Genomic DNA, 18,781 nt, shown 5'->3' on the forward strand with positions numbered 1-18,781 from the left:
TGCCAAGCGCGCCACCTCGGTGGAGGAGATCACCAAGGCGATCGCCGAGGCCGCCAACGGCCCGCTCAAGGGCATCCTGGGCGCCTACACCGAGGATCTGGTCTCCACCGACTTCAACCACGACCCGCACAGCTCGATCTTCGCGCTGAACGAGACCAAGGTCATCGACGGCAACTTCGTCCGCATCATGACCTGGTACGACAACGAGTGGGGCTTCTCCAACCGCATGAGCGACACCGCCGTCGCCATGGCCAACGCCAAGTAAGCCGTCCGCGGCTTGCCACCAAAGAGAAAGGGCGCCCTGAACGGGGCGCCCTTTTTCATGGGCAGGCCGGTGCGACAGGGGCCGCGGTCACCCCGCCTTGACGGCGTTGATTCCCGTGGCCTGCGTCAACTGGTCGGCGACCCAGGCGGCGACGCTCTTGCCTTCGCGTTCCGCACAGGTGGCGATGGCGCGGTGGAGCATCGGGTTGACGCGGATGGCGAGCTTGCCGGAATAGGGCTGCTCGGTGTTGCCCGCCATGTCGCAGGCCATCGCCAGATAATCGTCCACGGCCTCGCGGAAGGCCCTGCGCAGCTCATCGACCGAGCGGCCGGTGAAGGTGATGCCGTCGCGCGTGTTGATGACGGCGCCGACGAAGATGCCGGCGTCGTTGTCGAAATCGATCTGGGCCTTGTAGCCCTTATAGTCCATCATCGGCGGCGACCCCAGGAGTGCGTAGGTTGGAAGGATAGCCTCGCCTCCGCCTCCGCGGTTTGACCTGCCTCAATTCCCGAAATCGGGCTGAGGGAATGCCTGCCCTGTTTTTCCCGTCATGTTCCTCTGCCCCCATGACCACCCTGCCCCCGCACCCCCGCCCCATCCTCATCCACAGCCTGACCGACGCCGACGCCGCCTGCGCCGCGGCGGCGGAGCTCGGAATTTCCCTTCTGCTGGTCAGCGCGCCCGGTGCGGCGGCCTCCGCCGGGGCCGCCTGGTTTCGCGAGGTCGCCGCCCGCGCCGCCGCCCGGCACCCGTCGGTTGCGATGACCGCGGTGCTCGACTGCGCCGACCGGCCCGGCGATGCCCTGGGCGCGTTGTCCGCCGGGATCGGTGCGATCCTGTTCACCGGGCGGCCGGACGTCGCGGAGCGGCTGGCCGACATCGCCGCGCAGCGCAACGCCCGCCTGCTGACGGCGCTTCCCGAAGCCCTCGACCTGCGCGGCGTCCGCGATCCCCGGCGCGCCTGCCGGAATTGGCTGAACGGGCGAAACGAAGGCCATGTCACGGAATAGTCCCAAGGCGATACCGCTTTTTCCCCGAATCCGCAGGATCAAAAGTGGTGTATGGTGATTTCATCATCACGATGCGGTACCACCCCCATGACCACGACCACGCCTTTGCGGCCCCAGGCGGACGCCACACCGCTGAAGGGCGAGGACTCCGCCCTGCTCCATCCGGAGAGGCCGGACGGGCTTCCGCGCGGCGCGCGCTTTCCCGCGCCGCAGGTGGAGAAGATCCGCGGCGCCCGCCTGCTCGTCGTTTGGGCCGGTCTTGCCGCCGGGGCCTGGGCCGTGGCGGTGGGCGCCGGTTATGGCCTGTACGTGATCGTGCAATCCGTGCTGTGACATAAGTCGGCCGACGACCCTCGCCCGCCCTTTGGTGAAGTCCGAATCCGCCCTCTCGGATAGGCCCTTTTGTCGCTGAGAGGGGGCGCATTACACCCCTGCCGCCGTTGCAAAGCGTCCCGCGCTGGGCTATGAGGGCCGCATTTCCGACAGAAACCCCAAGGGGAAGAGCCAGATGAAGCTCACTCGTCGTGTTAAGGAAATTCTTGCGAACTACGAGAGCGACACCCCGGGCGTCAAAGCCAACCTTGCCCGCATTCTTATGGAAGGCAAGCTGGGCGGCACCGGCAAGCTGGTGATCCTCCCCGTCGACCAGGGCTTCGAGCACGGCCCGGCGCGCAGCTTCGCGCCGAACGAGCCGGGCTACGACCCTCATTACCATTACCAGCTCGCCATCGATGCCGGCTGCAACGCCTACGCCGCCCCGCTGGGGTCGCTGGAGGCCGGCGCCTCGACCTTCGCCGGCTCGATCCCGCTGATCCTCAAGATGAACAGCGCCAACAGCCTGTCGCGCCAGAAGGAGGACGCCGATCAGGCGGTGACCGCCTCGGTGCAGGACGCGCTGCGCCTCGGCTGCTCGGCCATCGGCTTCACGATCTACCCCGGCTCGGACGCCATGTACGACCAGTACGAGGAGATCCGCGAACTGTCGAAGGAGGCCAAGTCGGTCGGCCTGCCCACCGTCCTGTGGTCCTACCCGCGCGGCGGCACGATCTCCAAGGACGGCGAGCTGGCCATCGACGTGATCGGCTACGCCGCCCACATGGCCGCCCTGCTCGGCGCCCACGTCATCAAGGTGAAGCTGCCGTCGGCCCATCTGGAGCAGGCGGAGGCCAAGAATGTCTACGAGTCCAAGAACATCCCGATCGCCACCCAGGCCGACCGCGTCCGCCACATCATGCAGTGCGCCTTCAACGGCCGCCGCATCGTGGTCTTCTCGGGCGGCGCCACCAAGGGCGAGGACGCGGTGTTCGAGGACGCCCGCGCGATCCGCGACGGTGGCGGCAACGGCTCGATCATCGGCCGCAACGCCTTCCAGCGCCCGCGCGAAGACGCTTTGAAGCTGCTCGACCGGATCATGAAGATCTACCAGGGCAAAGAGTAAGGATCGCCTCGGGTGACCGAAACCGCCTGTCGGCTCTACCTCGTGACGCCGCCGGTCCTGGAACCGGCGGCGTTCGCGCCAAAACTGACCGAAGCGCTGGACGCGGGCGATGTCGCCTGCGTCCAGTTGCGTTTGAAGGACTGCTCCGACGACGCCGTGCGCCGGGCCTGCGACGCCCTGCGCCCGATCGCCCAGGAGCGCGGGGTGGCCTTCATCCTGAACGACCATCCCCAACTCGCCCGCGAGACCGGCTGCGACGGCGTGCATGTCGGGCAGAAGGACACGCCCTACGCCCAGGCGCGGCGGATCGTCGGCAACGACGCCATCGTCGGCGTGACCTGCCACGACAGCCGCCATCTCGCCATGGAAGCGGGCGAGGCCGGGGCCGACTACGTCGCCTTCGGCGCCTTCTTCCCCACCACCACCAAGGACGCCGAATTCAAGGCGGAGCCGGAGCTGCTCCGGTGGTGGTCGGAGCTTATGGAGGTCCCCTGCGTCGCCATCGGCGGCATCACCCAGGAGAATTGCGGGCCGCTGGTGAGCGCCGGGGCCGATTTCCTGGCTGTGGTCGGCGCCGTGTGGAATCATCCCGACGGGCCGGGCGCCGCCGTGAAGGCGTTCAACGCCGCCATCGCCGCGGCCGAAGGGTAACGAAGGCCGCCGCCGGATCATGGATCTCCTTTCCATCGAGACGCTGTCCGCGCTGTTCGCGTTCGGCCTTGTCGCGGGATTCGTCGACGCCATCGCCGGGGGTGGCGGGCTTCTGACCCTCCCCGCCCTGCTCTGGGCCGGCCTGTCGCCCGCGCAGGCGCTGGCGACGAACAAGCTGCAATCCAGCTTCGGTTCCTTCTCCGCCGCGGTGAAGTTCACCCGCGGCGGCGAGGTGAGGCCGCGCGACATGGCGGTGATGATCGCCTGCACCTTCGCCGGCTCCGCGGCGGGCGCCATCATCGTCCAGATGATCGATCCGGGATTCCTGCGCAACGTCATCCCGGTGCTGCTGATCGGCATCGCCATCTGGCTGCTCGTCTCCCCGAAGGCCGGTGAGATCGACGCGCAACAGCGCATCGGGGAGCGTGGCTTCGCGCTGCTCGCCGGAACGGGGATCGGCTTTTACGACGGCTTCTTCGGGCCGGGCACCGGCACCTTCTTCGCCATTGCCTTCGTCTCGCTGCTCGGTTTCAACCTGCGCAAGGCGACCGCCCACACGAAGGTGTTGAACTTCACCAGCAACATCGCCGCTCTGCTGTTCTTCCTGGCCGGCGGGCAGATCGCCTGGGTGGCCGGGCTGCTGATGGGGCTGGGCCAGATGATCGGCGCGCAGATCGGCGCCCACATGGTCATCCGCAACGGCGCCGCCATCGTGCGGCCCATGCTGGTCGTCGCCTCCATCGCCATCACGGCGAAGCTGATCTGGACCGACGCCCAGGGCGTGATCGGTGCCGGCATGGCCATGGTCGCCGGCTGGCTGGGCTGAACGCCCCTTAGAAACCCTCCGTTTCGGACCCGCGGCGAATCGACCGCCGCGGGCATTTCCCTCCCCCACGCACACCATCGGGCGCACAATTTGTTGGCCCAACATTTTTTCAGCGGGGCTACTTTACGTTAACGTCAATCTGTGTATCATTGCGTCAAATAACGAAATTGGGGAGAAACGCATGTCCAAAGGGTCTCTGAAGGGGAATCTGCTCGCCGCTGCCGCCGCCGTCGCCATCGCGGCGCCGTTGCCGGCCGGCGCCGCCGGCTATCTGCTGAAGGAGCAGAGCGCCTCGGGCCAGGGAACCTCCTTCGCGGGCGCCACCGCCAACGGCATGGGCGACGCCACCGGCCTGTTCTTCAACCCCGCGGCCCTGGGGACCATCGAGGGGAATCAGGCGGTCGGCGTGCTGAGCGGCGTGTTCCCGACCTCGAAGACCAGCAACGCCCGCGGCACCCGCGCCACGCGGCTGGGCGGCAGCACCATCCTGGGCACCTCCGACCCCGGCGACATCGGCATGGACGCGGTGATACCGTCGGGTTATCTGGCCTACACGGTGTCGCCGGACGTGAAGCTGGGCCTCGCCATCACCGCGCCCTGGGGCCTGTCCACCGACTATCCGGAAAGCTGGACCGGCCGCTACCACGGCATCCATTCCAGCCTGCTGACCATCAACATCTCCCCGACCGTGTCCTACCGGCTGATGCCGGACCTGACCATCGCCGGCGGCCTGCAGTTCCAATACGCCAAGGCCCGTTTGAGCCAAGCCGTGGACTTCGGTTCCATCCTGGCGGCCACCGGGGTCCCCATCGCGCCGGGCTCGCGCGACGGCGTGGGCGAGGTCAAGGGCGACGACTGGGGCGTCGGCTTCACCGCCGGCATGCTGTACGAGCCGGCCAAGGGCACCCGCTTCGGCGTCTCCTACCGCTCCTCCGTCTTCCACGAGCTGGACGGCGATTCGAAGTTCGAGGGCGTCCCCGCAACTCCGGCGCTGCGCGCCAGCTTCGCCGGCTCGCCGGTGCGGGCGAAGGTCGCCACGCCGGACATCATCTCCTTCGGCGCCTACCATGAGCTGACCAGTTCCATCGCCGTGATGGCCGACGCGCAGTGGACCAACTGGTCGCGCTTCAAGGAGCTGCGCATCCGCTACCGCAACCCGCTGCGCACCGACACGGTGACCGACGAGAATTGGGACGACTCCTGGTTCTTCGCGCTGGGCGCCGCCTACAAGTGGAACGACAAGCTGACCCTGCGCTTCGGCGTGGCCTATGACCAGACCCCGGTCACCGACCAGTACCGCACGCCGCGCATTCCGGACGAGGACCGCTATTGGGTGTCGATCGGCGCCGGTTATCAGGTCACGGACAGCATCCGGACCGACATCGGCTACAGCCACATCTTCGCCAACAAGGCCAAGATCGACCTGCGCGACAACCTGACGGGCAGCGACGCCTTCCGCGGCAACCTGTCCGCCGACTACAAGGCCCATGTGGACGTGATCGCGCTCCAGACCAAGATCACCTTCTGATCTGGATGCTCGCAACCGTGCTTACCCCTCTCCCGCCCCGGGAGAGGGTGGCCCGAAGGGCCGGGTGAGGGTCGCACAAGGATCAGCGGTTTATTTTTGCCCGCACCCTCACCCTTCCCACGCTTCGCGTGGGCCCCTTCCCTCTCCCGGGACGGGAGAGGGGAAGTTGACGCGCTCCACCGTCCCCGCCTCTTGCCCGTCGCCGCGTCCGTGCTAGGCTTTCCCCCAATCAAGAACCCGTCCCGGGAGAGGAATCCGCATGGCCGACACCTTCACCGCCTTCGTCATCGAAGACGCCGACGGCAAGCCCAAGGGGGGCTTCAAGCCGCTGAGCCTGAGCGACCTGCCCGACCACGACGTGCTGGTCGAGGTCGCCTATTCCACCCTGAACTACAAGGATGGCCTCGCCGTCTCCGGCAAGGGCCGGATCGCCCGCAAATTGCCGATGGTCGCCGGCATCGACCTCGCCGGCACGGTCGTGGAATCGCGCTCCGCCGACTGGAAGGCCGGGGACAAGGTGATCGTCAACGGCTGGGGTCTGTCGGAAACCCAATGGGGCGGCTACAGCCGGTTCCAGCGCGTGAAGCCGGAATGGCTGATCCGCCTGCCCGACGTCTTCTCGCCGGAGGAGGCGATGGGCATCGGCACCGCCGGCTACACCGCGGCGCTCTGCGTCGACGCATTGGAGGATTGGGGCGCGATCCAGCCCGGCGGCAAGGAGGTTCTGGTCACCGGAGCGGCCGGCGGCGTCGGTTCCGTCGCGGTGGCCCTGCTCGCCAAGGCCGGCTATCCGGTCACCGCCTCTACGGGACGGCCCGAAACCCACGAATACCTGTCCGGCCTGGGCGCCACCGGCTTCATCGACCGTGCCGCCCTTCAGGAGAAAGGCCCGCCGCTCCAGAAGGAGCGCTGGGCCGGCGGCGTCGATTCGGTGGGCGGCATCACCCTGGTCAACGCCCTGTCGCAAACCGTCTGGGGGGGCGCCATCGCCGCCTGCGGTCTGGCGGGCAGCGCCGACCTGCCGGGCACGGTGCTGCCGCACATCCTTCGCAGCGTCACGCTGATCGGCGTCGATTCGGTCGCCGCCCCGGCGGCGCGGCGCGAGCGCGCCTGGGCGCGGCTGGCCCGCGACCTCGACAAGGACCACCTGAAGGCGATGTACACGGTGGAGCCGATGTCGAAGCTGCCGGAACTGGCCGGCCAGATCCTCGCCGGGCAGGTGCGCGGCCGCGTGGTGATCGACGTCACTGCCTGACGATGGTGCCGCCGGTGGCGGGTGGGGTCAGGCCCCCGCCACCGGCAGCCACAGCACCTCGTCGATGCGCTCCGCGCCGCTGCACAGCATGACCAGCCGGTCGAAGCCCAGCGCGATGCCGCTGCATTCCGGCATGCCATGCTCCAGCGCGGCGAGGAAATCCTCGTCCACCGGGAAGCGGTCGCCGTAGATGCGCTCCTTCAAATCCATGTCGGCCTCGAAACGGGCTCGCTGGGCGCGCGCGTCGGTCAACTCGCCGAAGGCGTTGGCGAGTTCCAGGCCGCAGGCGTACAGCTCGAACCGCTCGGCCAGCCGCGGGTCCTCCGGCTTGGGACGCGACAGGGCGGCCATGCAGACCGGATAGTCGGTCAGCACGCAGGGCACGCCCGCGCCCAGATGCGGCTCGATCCGGTCGAACATGATGCGGAAGACGATGTCCTCCCAACGGTCGCCATCATGCGGCGCGATGCCGATGCGCCGCGCCAGGGCGGCCAGCGGGGCCGGGTCGGGGTCGTGACTGCCGTCGAAGGTCTCCAGCAGGTCGATCCCCGCATATTCGCGGAAGGCGTCCTGCACGGTCAGCACCCGCCACTCCTTGAACGGGTCGCAGGTCATGCCACGGAAGTCGAATCGCGTCCGCCCCGCGGCGACGGCGGCCTCGCGCACCAGATCCTCGCAGTCGCGGATCAGCGTCCGGTAGCCCTCCCCCGCCCGGTACCATTCGAGCATGGAGAACTCCGGCGCGTGGGTGGCCGAGCGCTCGCCGTTCCGGAAGACGTGGGCGATCTGGTAGATGCGCGGCAGCCCCGCCACCAGCAGCTTCTTCATGGCGAATTCGGGGCTGGTGTGCAGGTGCAGGCACAGCCGGTCGTCGGGGTGCGGCCCCACCAGCTCCGTCGCGAAGGCCTGGAGATGCGGCTCCATCCCCGGCGAGACCTGGAGCGCCGGGGTGTCCACCTCCAGGAAGGCGTTCTCCTCGAAGAAGCGGCGGACGGCGCCCAGCACGCGGCCGCGCACGGCCAGATGGGAGCGGCGGCGAGCGAAGCTCTCGGGAGCCCAGGCGGGGGTGATGGGGGACATGACAGCCTTCACTGACGGAGCGATGACGCTGCTTAGCAGAGCGGGAGCGGCGGCGAAAACGGACAAAGAAGGCGCAGAGCGCCGATTCAGCCCCACCCGGCGTTGCCACCGGCCCGGCAAGCTGCTAGGTTCCGCGCCGCCTGTCTCCTGGAAATCACGAGTATGTCATGAAGGTCAACGCCAACACGATGCGTCCCGGCCATGTGCTGGAGCATAACGGGAAGCTCTGGGTCATCACGAAGACCGCCATCGTCCAGCCCGGCAAGGGCGGCGCCTTCATCCAGCTTGAAATGAAGGATGTGCGCACCGGCAACAAGTCGATCGAGCGCTTCCGCACCCAGGAGACGGTCGAGCGCGCCCGCCTGGACGAGCACGAGATGACCTTCCTGTTCGCCGAAGGCGACAGCTACACCTTCATGGACAAGGAAAGCTACGAGCAGACCGCCATCCCCGGCGAGATCATCGGCGACCAGAAGGTGTTCCTGCAGGACGGCATGGAAGTCACCGTGCAGTCCTTCGAAGGCGCGCCGCTCGGCGTCGAGATCCCCGGCAAGGTGACCCTGCAGATCACCGAGGCCGACCCGGTGGTGAAGGGCCAGACGGCCTCCTCCTCCTACAAGCCGGCGAAGCTGGAGAACGGCGTGTCGATCCTGGTGCCGCCGCACATCGAGTCGGGCACCCGCGTCGTCGTCGACACCCAGACCGGCGAGTATGTCGAGCGCGCCAAGGACTGACCGTCCCGGCTGATTTTCTGCGCACCGGCTCTCGCTTAAGGCAGGGGCCGGTGTATTCTTTTTCCGGTTCCGCACGAGATAAAACACGCCCATGGCCACCCGCTCCGCCCTTATCAACGTGATGGTCCGCGCCGCCGAAAAGGCGGCCCGCGGCCTTGTCCGCGACTTCGGCGAGGTCGAGCACCTCCAGGTGTCGCGCAAGGGCCCGGCGGACTTCGTGTCCGCCGCCGACATGAAGGCGGAAAAGCTGCTGCGCGAAGAGCTGCAGAAGGCCCGCCCGGATTTCGGCTTCCTCATGGAGGAGACGGGCGCCAGCAAGGGCAGCGACCCGACCGCCCGCTGGATCGTCGATCCGCTGGACGGCACCACCAACTTCCTGCACGGCATCCCGCACTGGGCGATCTCCATCGCCGCGGAGAAGAACGGCGAGATCGTCGCCGGCGTCGTGTACGAGCCGGTGCACGACCAGATGTTCTGGGCCGAGAAGGGCCAGGGCGCCTTCCTGAACCACCAGCGCCTGCGCGTGTCGGAGCGCCGCAACCTCGCCGACGCGGTGATCGCCACCGGCATCCCCTTCAAGGGCCGCGGCGACCATGCCGGCTTCCTGGTGGAGGCCGAGGCCCTGATGAAGGAGGTCGCGGGCATCCGCCGCTTCGGCGCCGCCTCGCTCGACCTCGCCTACGTCGCGGCGGGCCGCTACGACGGCTACTGGGAGCGCGGTCTCGCCCCCTGGGACGCCGCGGCCGGCCAGCTTCTGGTGACCGAGGCCGGCGGCTTCGTCGGTGAGATCGGCGGCGGACGCAACCCGGTGTTCGGCGGCACGATCCTGGCGGCCAACGCCCATTTCCACCTGCCGATCGCCAAGATCCTGCGCGGTGCGACGGAACGCAAGGTGCGCTCCGCTCCTGCCGGGGCAGCCGGGGCGGCGGACGCCGGTCAGGGCTGACCTCCGGCCGAGCCATAAGCCCTTCATGACGTTGGGATAGCAAGGGCCGCGCTTTGGTGGGGAAACGCGCCGCGCGGCCCAAAGGGCGTTGTCCCTACACCGATCGAAGGGCTATGGTACCAACGCTTTTCCGTGTCACTGGGAACAACGCGCTGGTCACCATGAGGATTGTCGGACGCATAAGCCGTTCTCCGGACGCCCCCGACGGGCGGTCGGCACCCCTGTGCGTCCTCCCCGCCGCCGCCATGGCGCTGTCCCTGGCCGTGACCGCCTGCTCCTCGCCGGGCATCGCGCCGCCCCAGACCAGCGCCTCCGCGCCGGGCCCGGCGCCCACCGCAAACACAGGCGGTCTGACGCTGGAGAACGCGCAGCCGCTGCCGATTCCGCCGCGGCCCGACATCTTCCCGCCGCCGGCCCCGCCGGCCCCGCCCGTCTTCCGGGCGCCGACGCTGATGACGGCGCCGGACCTGCCGCAGATTTCGGTCGGACCCAGCCCGGCCCCGCCGGCCATGCCGGAAGGCGCACCGCCGGTCCCGGCCGCGAACCGGCCGGCGGCATCGCCGCCGCCCGACCGGACGCAGACCGCCGCCTTGCCGCCGCCGACTCCGAAGGCACCCGCGGCGCCCGCTCTGCCCCGGATGGAGCCGTTGACCGTGCTGTTCGACGGCACCGCCACCGCTTTGCCCGAACCGGCCCAGACGCGACTGGACACCATCGCGGAGCGCATGAACGCCAACCCGCAGCTTCGGTTGCAGATCCGTTCCTACGCCAGCGGCACGCCGGAGACGGCGCGCGAGGCGCGGCAGCTGTCGCTGGCCCGCGCGCTGGCCGTCCGCGAGAAGCTGGGGACCGCCGGCATCGCCAGCACCCGCGTGGACATCCGCGCCATGGGCATGGAGGCGGCGGGCGGCGCACCGGATCGGCTGGACGTGGAGTTCCTGAACCAGTGAGCCGTCGTCTGTAACCCGGACCGCCTGCCCCTTTCCCTGGACGAGAGTGCCCATGGCCGCCATCGCCCCATCGTCCCACCCTCTTGAGGAGCCTTCCCCGATGACGCGCCCGGAGCGCTTCCTGACACGGATGATCCTCTTCCTGGTGGTCGTGGGAAGCGTGACGGCCTTGCTGTTCCCGGCCCTGCGCGCCGCCTTCATGAACAACCCGGCGCTGAACGGGCTGATCCTCGGCACGCTGCTCGCCGGCATCCTGTTCATCTTCCGCCAAGTGCTGATGCTGCGGCCCGAGGTGGCGTGGCTGGAGCATTTCCAGTCCGGCAACCCCGCCGTCGCCGCACCGGAGCCGGTGCTGCTCGCCCCGATGGCGCGCATGCTGCGGGAACGGCGCGGGCGGCTGACCCTGTCAGCGCTGTCGATGCGCTCCCTGCTCGACGGCATCGCCTCACGGCTGGACGAGTCGCGGGAGCTGTCGCGCTACCTGATCGGTCTGCTGATCTTCCTCGGCCTGCTCGGCACCTTCTGGGGCCTGCTGCACACGGTGCAGTCGGTCGGATCGGTGATCGGCGGCCTGTCGGTGCAGGGCGGCGACGTCGGGGCGATGTTCAGCAACCTCCAGCACGGGCTGGAAGCGCCGCTGACCGGCATGGGCACGGCCTTCAGCTCCTCGCTGTTCGGTCTGGCCGGGTCCCTGGTGCTGGGCTTCCTGGAGCTTCAGGCCAGCCAGGCGCACAACCGCTTCTTCCAGGACGTCGAGGACTGGCTGTCCGGCGCCACCCGTCTCTCCAGCGGGGCCGGCGGCAGCCTGGAGACCGGCGACCAGTCGATGCCGGCCTATCTGACGGCACTCCTGGAACAGACGGCGGAGAACCTCGACTCGCTCCAGCGCACCGTCGCCACCGCCGAGGAGGGCCGCCGCTCGGCCAACGCCAACCTGATGACGCTGACCGAACGGCTGAGCACGCTGACCGACCAGATGCGCGCCGAACAGCAACTCCTCCTGCGGCTTGGTGAGAGCCAACTGGAGATGAAGGGGCTGCTCGACCGGCTGTCGGAAGCGGCCATCGGCGGCTTCGACGAAGCCTCGCGCCAGCATCTGCGCAACATGGACATCTACCTCGCCCGAATGGTCGAGGAATCCTCCACGGGCCGGGTCCAGGCGGTGCAGGAGATCCGCAGCGAGATCAAGCTGCTGGCCCGCACCATCGCCGCCCTGGCCGAAGAATCGGAACAGCGCTGACCTGTCTCTCCTCTCCCGTCCCGGGAGAGGGTGGCCGCGAAGCGGCCGGGTGAGGGTGCAGACAAGGATCAGCGCGTCCTCCGTGCCGCACCCTCATCCTCCCGCCGCATTGCGGCGGGCCCCTCCCTCTCCCGAGGCGGGAGAGGGGTTCCAATCGCCGGAGGGACACCCCGCCATGCCCAGCATCAGCCGCCGCAACGGCCATCGCGAGGCCAGCGCATGGCCCGGATGGGTGGACGCGCTGTCGTCCCTCGTCATGGTGGTCATCTTCCTGCTGATGATCTTCGTCGTCGCCCAGTTCTACATGGCGACCGCCCTGACCGGGCGTGACGAGCAGCTCGGCAGCCTGAACCGCAAGGTGGCGGAGCTGAACGACCTGCTGGCGCTGGAGCGGGACGCCAACGCCGATCTGCGCATCAACGTCGCCCAGCTCTCGGCGGAGCTTCAGGGCTCCGTGGCGGCGCGGGACACCATGACCAGCCGCATCGCCACGCTGCAGGGCGACCTCGACCACGCCACCCGCACGGCGGAGGAGCTGCAGCGCACGATCCGCGCCGACAAGGAAACCATCGAGCTGAAGCTGGCCGAGGCCGCCAGCCTCCAGGCCGACCTGAAGGCGCTGCGCGAGACCCGGACCAAGCTGGAGGGCGAACTGGCCGCCGCCGCCGCGCAGCAACGCCTGAGCGAGGAGCAGCGCCAAGCGCTGCTCGCCGAGTTGGGCGGGGAGCGCGACCGGTCCAAGGCGCTGGAAACACGGCTCACCAGCGCCGACGAGAAGACGATGCTCGCGCAGAAGGACATCGAGAAGCGCGACATCCGCATCACCGAGCTGATGGCCTCCCTGTCCGCCGAGCAGGGCGCGACCGGCAAGGCGAATGAGCAGGTCGACCTGCTGAACCGGCAGATGAGCGCCCTGCGCGAGCAGCTCGCCCGCATCGGCGCCGTGCTGGAGATCTCGGAGAAGAAGGCGGAGGAGCAGCAGGTCCAGATCGCCGAACTCGGCTCGCGGCTGAACCAGGCGCTGGCCGCCAAGGTGCAGGACCTCGCCCGCTACCGCTCGGAGTTCTTCGGACGGGTGCGCGAGGCTCTGGGCAACCGGCCCGACGTGCGCATCGTCGGCGACCGCTTCGTCTTCCAGTCTGAGCTTCTGTTCCCCTCCGGCTCGGCGACTCTGGAGGAGGCCGGCAAGCAACGGCTGGCGGAGCTGGCGCGCACGCTGATCGAGATCGGCCGGACCATCCCGCCGGACATCAACTGGGTGCTGCGCGTGGACGGCCACACCGACGCGCGCCCCGTGCGCATTCAGTTCGCCTCGAACTGGGAGCTGTCGGCGGCGCGCGCGATCTCGGTGGTGAAGTACTTGATCGACCAGGGGATTCCGGCGGACCGTCTGGCCGCCGCCGGTTTCGGCGAGTATCAGCCGCTCGACCCCGGCACCAGCGACGAGGCGCTGGCCCGGAACCGGCGCATCGAGGTGAAGCTGGATCAGCGGTGAGGGGCGCGTTGCCCCCACCCTAACCCTCCCCCGCTCTCGGCGGACCGAAGGTCCGCCTGCCGCGTCAGCGCAAACCCATGGTTTGCGCGAGAGCTGCGCAGGGGAGGGAACTCCGCCGCCTCCGCAATCAGTCCCTCCCCTGCGCAGAGGGGGAGGGAGGGACCCACGAAGTGGGAGGGTGGGGGCAAGTGCGCCCTACTCCGCCGCGACCGTCTCCGGCTCCACCGCCGGTGTCCACCGCAGCACCGGCTTGCGCGCCGCAGCGGTCTCGTCGAGGCGGCGGCGCGGGGTCAGGCGCGGGGCGCCCTGGAAATAGGCCACGTCGCCGGACTTGGCCCGCTCCGCCAGGGCGCGCAGGGCGGTGACGAACTGGTCCAGGCTCGCCTTTGACTCCGTCTCAGTCGGCTCGATCAGCAGGGCACCGTGCACGACCAGCGGGAAGTACATGGTCATCGGGTGGAAGCCCTCGTCGATCAGCGCCTTGGCGATGTCGAGCGTGGTCACCCCCGTCCCCTTCAGGAAGCGGTCGTCGAACAGGCATTCGTGCATGCACGGCCCCTCGAAGGAGGGTGTCATCACGTCCTGAAGGCGGGCCAGCAGATAGTTCGCGTTCAGCACCGCGTCGTTCGCCACCTGCCGCAGCCCGTCGGCGCCGTGGCTCATCATGTAGGCGAGCGCGCGGACGAACATACCCATCTGGCCGTGGAACGCCTTCATCCGCCCAAAGGCCGGGCCGTCGCCGGCCTGCTCCACCAGACGGAAGGCGCCGTCCTTGTCCTGCACCACATAGGGCACCGGGACGAAGGGGGCCAGCGACTCCGCGAAGACCACCGGGCCGGAGCCCGGACCGCCGCCGCCGTGCGGGGTGGAGAAGGTCTTGTGCAGGTTGATGTGCATCACGTCGATGCCGAGGTCGGCCGGTCGCACCCGCCCGACGATGGCGTTGAAGTTGGCGCCGTCGCAGTAGAAATAGGCGCCCGCCGCGTGCACCGCCTCGGCGATGGTGATGATGTCGCGCTCGAACAGGCCGCAGGTGTTCGGGTTGGTCAGCATCAGGCCGGCGACGTCGGGCCCGAGCTTGGCCTTCAGCGCCTCCAGATCGACGCGCCCGTCCTCGGTCGCCGGGATCGCCTCGACGGCGTAGCCGCAGGCGGCGGCGGTCGCCGGGTTGGTGCCGTGGGCGCTTTCCGGGACGAGGATCTTGGTGCGGCCCTTGTCGCCCTTGGCGTCGTGGGCGGAGCGGATCGCCATGATGCCGCACATCTCGCCGTGCGCACCCGCCGCCGGGGCCAGCGTCACCGCCGCCATGCCGGTCAGCGTGGCGAGCCAGCGGCCCAGCTCCGCCATCAGCTCCAGCGCACCCTGCACCGTGCTTTCGGGTTGGAGCGGGTGCACGTCGGCGAAGCCCGGCAGCCGCGCCATCTTCTCGTTCAGGCGCGGGTTGTGCTTCATCGTGCAGGAGCCCAGCGGATACAGACCGCTGTCGATGGCGTAGTTCTTCTGCGACAGGCGGGTGTAGTGGCGGACCACCTGCGGCTCGGCGAGGCCCGGCAGGCCGATCCGGCCGCGCGGCTTCACCGCTCCCAGGCGCGAGCCCACCGCGGGGACCTCCGGCAGGTCGACGCCGCAACGCCCGGCGCTGTCCTGTTCGAAGATCAGCGGCTCCTCGATCTGCAGGCCGCGGTTGCCGGTGACGGTCTGCGGAACGGCGCTGTCCGCACCCTCGGCGATGCTGGTCGGGCGACCCTGGTTGTTCATGCTCATCACAGAACCTCGGCGAGGGCGGTGGCGAAGGCGTCCATGTCGGACTCGGTGTTGGTCTCGGTGGCGGCCACGATCAGCAGGTCGTCGAGCCCGCCGCCGAACAGGCGGGAAGCCGGAACGCCGCCCAGGATGCCGCGCCGCGCCAGCGCCTCCACGACCTCCGTCGCCGGCTTCGGCAGCTTCACCGTGAACTCGTTGAAGAAGCTGTCGTTGACGATCTCGACGCCCGTCACCGCCGCCAGCTTGTCGGCCAGTTGCACGGCCTTGGCGTGGTTGATCTCGGCGAGTCGGGTGAAGCCCTCCTCCCCCAGCAGGCTGAGGTGGATGGAGAAGGCCAGCGCGCACAGGCCGGAGTTGGTGCAGATGTTCGAGGTCGCCTTCTCGCGGCGGATGTGCTGCTCGCGGGTGGAGAGCGTCAGCACGAAGCCGCGCCGCCCATCGGCGTCCACCGTCTGGCCGCAGAGACGGCCCGGCATCTGGCGGACCAGCTTCTCCTTCACCGCGAACAGCCCGACATAGGGGCCGCCGAAGTTCAGCGCATTGCCCAGGGACTGGCCTTCCGCCGCCACGATGTCGGCGCCCATCGCGCCCGGCGGGGTCAGCAGGCCGAGCGACACGGCCTCTGTCACCACGACGATCAGCAGGGCGCCCTTGGCCTGGCAGGCCTTGCCCAGCTCGGTGTAGTCGCGGACGTGGCCGAACACGTCGGGGTTTTGCACGACGACGCAGGAGGTGTCGCCGTCGACCTCGGCCAGCAGGTCCTCGCCGCCCGTCGGGGCCGGCGGCATGACGACCGTCTCGAAACCGATGAAGCGGGCGTCGGTCGTCGTGGTGTCGCGGTAATGCGGGTGCAGGCCGCCGGACAGCACGGCCTTCTTCCGGCGGGTGACGCGGTTGGCCATCATCACGGCTTCCGCGCAGGCGGTGGCGCCGTCGTACATGGAGGCGTTGGCGACGTCCATGCCGGTCAGCAGCGAGACCTGGGTCTGGAACTCGAACAGGACCTGCAGCGTGCCCTGGCTCACCTCCGGCTGGTACGGGGTGTAGGCGGTCAGGAACTCGCCGCGCTGCACGAGGTGGTCCACCGTCGCCGGGATGTGGTGGCGGTAGGCGCCGGCGCCAAGGAAGCTCGGCACGCTGCCGGCGGGCAGGTTCTTCCCCGCCATCGCCGACAGGGCGCGATCGACCTCAAGCTCGCCCATATGGTTGGACAGCCCCTCGATCGGGCCGGAGAGGCGGGCCGCCTCGGGCACGTCGCGGAACAGCTCGTCCACCGACGGCACGCCGATGGCCTCCAGCATGGAGCGCCGGTCGGCCTCGGTCAGGGGCAGGTAACGCATCTCAGGCTTGCCCTTCCACGAAGGCCTTATAGGCGGCTTCGTCCATCAGCCCGTCCAGCTCCGACGGGTTGCTGAGGCGCAGCTTGAAGAACCAGCCGGTGGTCTCGGCCCCGGCGTTGACGAGCGACGGGTCGTTCTCCAGGTCGGCGTTGGCCTCGATCACCTCGCCGGAGACCGGGGCGAACACGTCGCTGGCGGCCTTCACCGACTCCACGACGGCGGCTTCCTTGCCCTGGGCGAGCTGTCGGCCGACGTCCGGCAGCTCGACGAACACGACGTCGCCGAGCTGGTGCTGGGCGTGGTCGCTGACGCCGACGGTGCCGACATCGCCCTCGACGCGGACCCACTCATGGTCCTTGGTGTACTTGATGGTCATGGTTGTCCCCTGTTCGCTCGGTGTTTGTTGTTCAGCCGCGGTAGTAGCGCTGCGGCACGAAGGGCATGGCGGCGACCTTGGCGGCCAGCGGCTTGCCGCGGACCATGAGCTGGACCGGCGTGCCCACGGCGGCGTGCGCGCGGTCCACGTAGCCCATGGCGACCGGGGCGGAGGCGGTGGGGCCGAAGCCGCCGCTGGTCACCTCGCCGATCTTTTGTCCGTCCGCGTCACAGACGTCGGTGTGCTCGCGGGCCGGCTGGCGGCCTTCCGGCTGGAGGCCGACGCGGCGGCGCGGGGCGCCGTTGGCGAGCTGGTCCTTGATGATGGCGTAGCCGGGGAAGCCGCCCTCCTCCCGGCGGCGCTTGGACAGCGCCCATTCCAGGCCGGCTTCGACCGGAGTCGTCGTCTCGTCGATGTCGTGGCCGTAGAGGCAGAGCCCGGCTTCCAGCCGCAGCGAGTCGCGGGCACCCAGCCCGATGGCCTCGACCTCGTCCTCGGCCAGCAGGGCGCGGGCAATGGCCTCAGCGTCGGACTTGTCGCAGGAAATCTCGTAGCCGTCCTCGCCGGTGTAGCCGGAGCGGGTGATGATCACCGGGATGCCGTCGAAGGTGGCCGGCAGGTAGCTCATGAACTTCATGGTGGCCGCTTCAGGGATGAAGCGCCCGAGCACCGCCGCGGCCTCCGGCCCCTGAAGCGCCATCAAGGCGAGGTCGTCCAGCAGTTCCACCTCGGCCTTGCCCTTCAGCCGCTCGCGCATGTGGGCGACGTCGTGGTCCTTGCGGGCGGCGTTGACGACCAGAAACAGGTGGTCGCCGGCGTTGGTGACCATCAGGTCGTCCAGGATGCCGCCCTGCTCGTTCAGGAACAGCGTGTAGCGCATGCGCCCGCGGGCCAGCCCCTTGATGTCGCCGGGAACCAGCGACTCCAGGGCGGCGGCCGGGTCTTCGCCGGTCAGGCGCACCTGCCCCATGTGCGACACGTCGAACAGCCCGGCCTTGGCGCGGGTGTGCTGGTGCTCCTTGAGGATGCCGAGCGGGTACTGCACCGGCATGTCGTAGCCGGCGAAGGGCACCATCTTGCCCTTCAGCTCCAGATGGAGGCTGTGCAGCGGCGTTTTCTTGGGGGACTCAGAAGCCTCGGTCACGCGGGTCCTCCGACATAGGGTCGCACAACCCGCGCCGGGATTGGCGCGAGTCCTGCCCCCTCTGTCCTGGACCTGAGAGATTCACCGGCGGGGTCCAACCCTCAACGACCGGTTTACTCCTTCGGTGAGCCATCACCCACGATGCGCGGACGAAGCTGCTTTCCAGAGTTGCCTTATCCCCCTTGCGGTCCTTTTGCCTGAGAGTTTCCGGGGCGGTTGCTCCTTCGGCGCCACCGTCCGGCGGACCGGACGGCGATCTCTCCCGCGAGGGATCGTCAGCTTGTGCCGCTTAACCTACCGGGACCTTTGCGAATGTCAATCGGGGTTCGCTGGGGTCCCGGTGATGCTCACTTCAGGTCCAGATGGCTGCCGTCGCAAAAGGGCGGCTTCCTGGTCGCCTTGCAGCCGCAGAAGCGCGCCTTCATGGAAGTGGCGGGGGCGAACTTCATCGGCTCCAGCCCGGTGCCGGCGTGGCTGCCGTCGCACAGCGGCTGCTTGACGCTGCGCCCGCAGCGGCACCACCAGTAGGTCTTCCCGGCTTCCAGTTCGATGACGATGGGTTCCTTGGTCGCAGCAACCGGTGCGCTGGGCATAAGCCTTCTCCTTCTTTCGACCGCTCATTCTCGGCCGCGTCATTGAAGGCTAACCGACCCGGGACACAACGCAAGCGTCCTTCGCTCGGCATCGCTTCAGCCGCTCGTCGGCCCGCTTCCAAGCGAATCGGATGCGGGAAGAACCA

The 18,781-nt window shown here is 69.0% G+C and carries 19 protein-coding genes, 1 pseudogene and 1 riboswitch; of the genes and pseudogenes, 13 read left to right on the forward strand and 7 right to left on the reverse strand.

Annotation, left to right across the window (positions count from 1 at the left end; genetic code table 11):
- A pseudogene (locus ACFPMG_RS32480) lies at positions 1 to 265 on the forward strand (erythrose-4-phosphate dehydrogenase); the annotation flags it as partial.
- An 87-nt stretch (positions 266 to 352) separates the two neighbouring features.
- Here the strand turns inward: ACFPMG_RS32480 and ACFPMG_RS32485 are convergent.
- Positions 353 to 697: a type II toxin-antitoxin system HicB family antitoxin gene (locus ACFPMG_RS32485; RefSeq protein ID WP_014240811.1), complete on the reverse strand. Its 345-nt coding sequence runs from the start codon at positions 695 to 697 to the stop codon at positions 353 to 355.
- Between the two features lie 134 nt (positions 698 to 831).
- On the opposite strand from ACFPMG_RS32485, the gene ACFPMG_RS32490 reads away from it, so the two are divergent.
- The 7 genes from ACFPMG_RS32490 (at position 832) to ACFPMG_RS32520 (ending at position 6,973) form a co-directional block, all read left to right on the forward strand.
- Positions 832 to 1,275 carry a hypothetical protein gene (locus ACFPMG_RS32490; protein WP_376999968.1) on the forward strand — a complete coding sequence of 148 codons (444 nt, stop codon included), beginning with the start codon at positions 832 to 834 and terminating at the stop codon, positions 1,273 to 1,275.
- A gap of 87 nt (positions 1,276 to 1,362) precedes the next feature.
- Positions 1,363 to 1,608 carry a hypothetical protein gene (locus ACFPMG_RS32495; protein ID WP_376999970.1) on the forward strand — a complete coding sequence of 82 codons (246 nt, stop codon included), beginning with the start codon at positions 1,363 to 1,365 and terminating at the stop codon, positions 1,606 to 1,608.
- 175 nt (positions 1,609 to 1,783) lie between these two features.
- Complete coding sequence (locus ACFPMG_RS32500; protein ID WP_376999972.1) at positions 1,784 to 2,713, forward strand: class I fructose-bisphosphate aldolase; 930 nt, start codon at positions 1,784 to 1,786, stop codon at positions 2,711 to 2,713.
- A 12-nt stretch (positions 2,714 to 2,725) separates the two neighbouring features.
- Entirely contained in the window at positions 2,726 to 3,364 is a 639-nt protein-coding gene (thiE, locus tag ACFPMG_RS32505) for a thiamine phosphate synthase (protein WP_114860606.1), read from the forward strand.
- 19 nt (positions 3,365 to 3,383) lie between these two features.
- A complete protein-coding gene (locus ACFPMG_RS32510) occupies positions 3,384 to 4,190 on the forward strand; it encodes a TSUP family transporter (protein ID WP_376999974.1) in 807 nt (268 codons plus the stop codon).
- Between the two features lie 181 nt (positions 4,191 to 4,371).
- A complete protein-coding gene (locus ACFPMG_RS32515) occupies positions 4,372 to 5,718 on the forward strand; it encodes an OmpP1/FadL family transporter (protein ID WP_376999976.1) in 1,347 nt (448 codons plus the stop codon).
- 259 nt (positions 5,719 to 5,977) lie between these two features.
- Positions 5,978 to 6,973, forward strand: a complete 996-nt coding sequence (locus ACFPMG_RS32520) for an MDR family oxidoreductase (RefSeq protein ID WP_376999978.1) — start codon at positions 5,978 to 5,980, stop codon at positions 6,971 to 6,973.
- Between the two features lie 27 nt (positions 6,974 to 7,000).
- On the opposite strand, the gene epmA is transcribed toward ACFPMG_RS32520, so the two are convergent.
- Positions 7,001 to 8,053 (reverse strand): EF-P lysine aminoacylase EpmA, encoded by a 1,053-nt coding sequence (gene epmA / locus ACFPMG_RS32525; RefSeq protein WP_376999980.1) that lies wholly within the window; start codon positions 8,051 to 8,053, stop codon positions 7,001 to 7,003.
- Between the two features lie 167 nt (positions 8,054 to 8,220).
- Here epmA and efp point away from each other — a divergent pair, with 167 nt between their 5' ends.
- From efp to ACFPMG_RS32550, 5 genes are all read left to right on the forward strand, one after another.
- Positions 8,221 to 8,787 (forward strand): elongation factor P, encoded by a 567-nt coding sequence (efp, locus tag ACFPMG_RS32530; RefSeq protein ID WP_014240821.1) that lies wholly within the window; start codon positions 8,221 to 8,223, stop codon positions 8,785 to 8,787.
- 91 nt (positions 8,788 to 8,878) lie between these two features.
- Positions 8,879 to 9,733 (forward strand): inositol monophosphatase family protein, encoded by an 855-nt coding sequence (locus ACFPMG_RS32535; RefSeq protein WP_145677040.1) that lies wholly within the window; start codon positions 8,879 to 8,881, stop codon positions 9,731 to 9,733.
- A 161-nt stretch (positions 9,734 to 9,894) separates the two neighbouring features.
- A complete protein-coding gene (locus ACFPMG_RS32540; protein ID WP_376999983.1) occupies positions 9,895 to 10,683 on the forward strand; it encodes an OmpA family protein in 789 nt (262 codons plus the stop codon).
- A 100-nt stretch (positions 10,684 to 10,783) separates the two neighbouring features.
- Positions 10,784 to 11,923, forward strand: a complete 1,140-nt coding sequence (locus ACFPMG_RS32545; RefSeq protein ID WP_376999984.1) for a flagellar motor protein MotA — start codon at positions 10,784 to 10,786, stop codon at positions 11,921 to 11,923.
- A 175-nt stretch (positions 11,924 to 12,098) separates the two neighbouring features.
- A complete protein-coding gene (locus ACFPMG_RS32550) occupies positions 12,099 to 13,418 on the forward strand; it encodes a peptidoglycan -binding protein (protein WP_376999985.1) in 1,320 nt (439 codons plus the stop codon).
- Between the two features lie 195 nt (positions 13,419 to 13,613).
- Here the strand turns inward: ACFPMG_RS32550 and gcvPB are convergent, their stop codons facing one another.
- The 5 genes from gcvPB to ACFPMG_RS32575 form a co-directional block, all read right to left on the reverse strand.
- On the reverse strand, positions 13,614 to 15,182 hold the full coding sequence (gcvPB, locus tag ACFPMG_RS32555) for an aminomethyl-transferring glycine dehydrogenase subunit GcvPB (protein WP_376999986.1): 1,569 nt from the start codon (positions 15,180 to 15,182) through the stop codon (positions 13,614 to 13,616).
- Positions 15,182 to 16,522 (reverse strand): aminomethyl-transferring glycine dehydrogenase subunit GcvPA, encoded by a 1,341-nt coding sequence (gcvPA, locus tag ACFPMG_RS32560; protein WP_376999987.1) that lies wholly within the window; start codon positions 16,520 to 16,522, stop codon positions 15,182 to 15,184. The genes gcvPB and gcvPA overlap by 1 nt, the downstream gene beginning before the upstream one ends.
- A 1-nt stretch (position 16,523) precedes the next feature.
- Positions 16,524 to 16,898 carry a glycine cleavage system protein GcvH gene (gene gcvH / locus ACFPMG_RS32565; protein WP_014240827.1) on the reverse strand — a complete coding sequence of 125 codons (375 nt, stop codon included), beginning with the start codon at positions 16,896 to 16,898 and terminating at the stop codon, positions 16,524 to 16,526.
- A gap of 31 nt (positions 16,899 to 16,929) precedes the next feature.
- Positions 16,930 to 18,042: a glycine cleavage system aminomethyltransferase GcvT gene (gene gcvT, locus ACFPMG_RS32570; RefSeq protein WP_376999989.1), complete on the reverse strand. Its 1,113-nt coding sequence runs from the start codon at positions 18,040 to 18,042 to the stop codon at positions 16,930 to 16,932.
- 175 nt (positions 18,043 to 18,217) lie between these two features.
- A riboswitch (glycine riboswitch) is annotated at positions 18,218 to 18,317 on the reverse strand.
- Positions 18,318 to 18,389: 72 nt separating this feature from the next.
- Positions 18,390 to 18,635 (reverse strand): CDGSH iron-sulfur domain-containing protein, encoded by a 246-nt coding sequence (locus ACFPMG_RS32575; protein ID WP_376999991.1) that lies wholly within the window; start codon positions 18,633 to 18,635, stop codon positions 18,390 to 18,392.
- Positions 18,636 to 18,781: the final 146 nt, after the last annotated feature.

The organism is Azospirillum himalayense (assembly GCF_042657465.1).
Classification (GTDB): Bacteria; Pseudomonadota; Alphaproteobacteria; order Azospirillales; family Azospirillaceae; genus Azospirillum; species Azospirillum himalayense.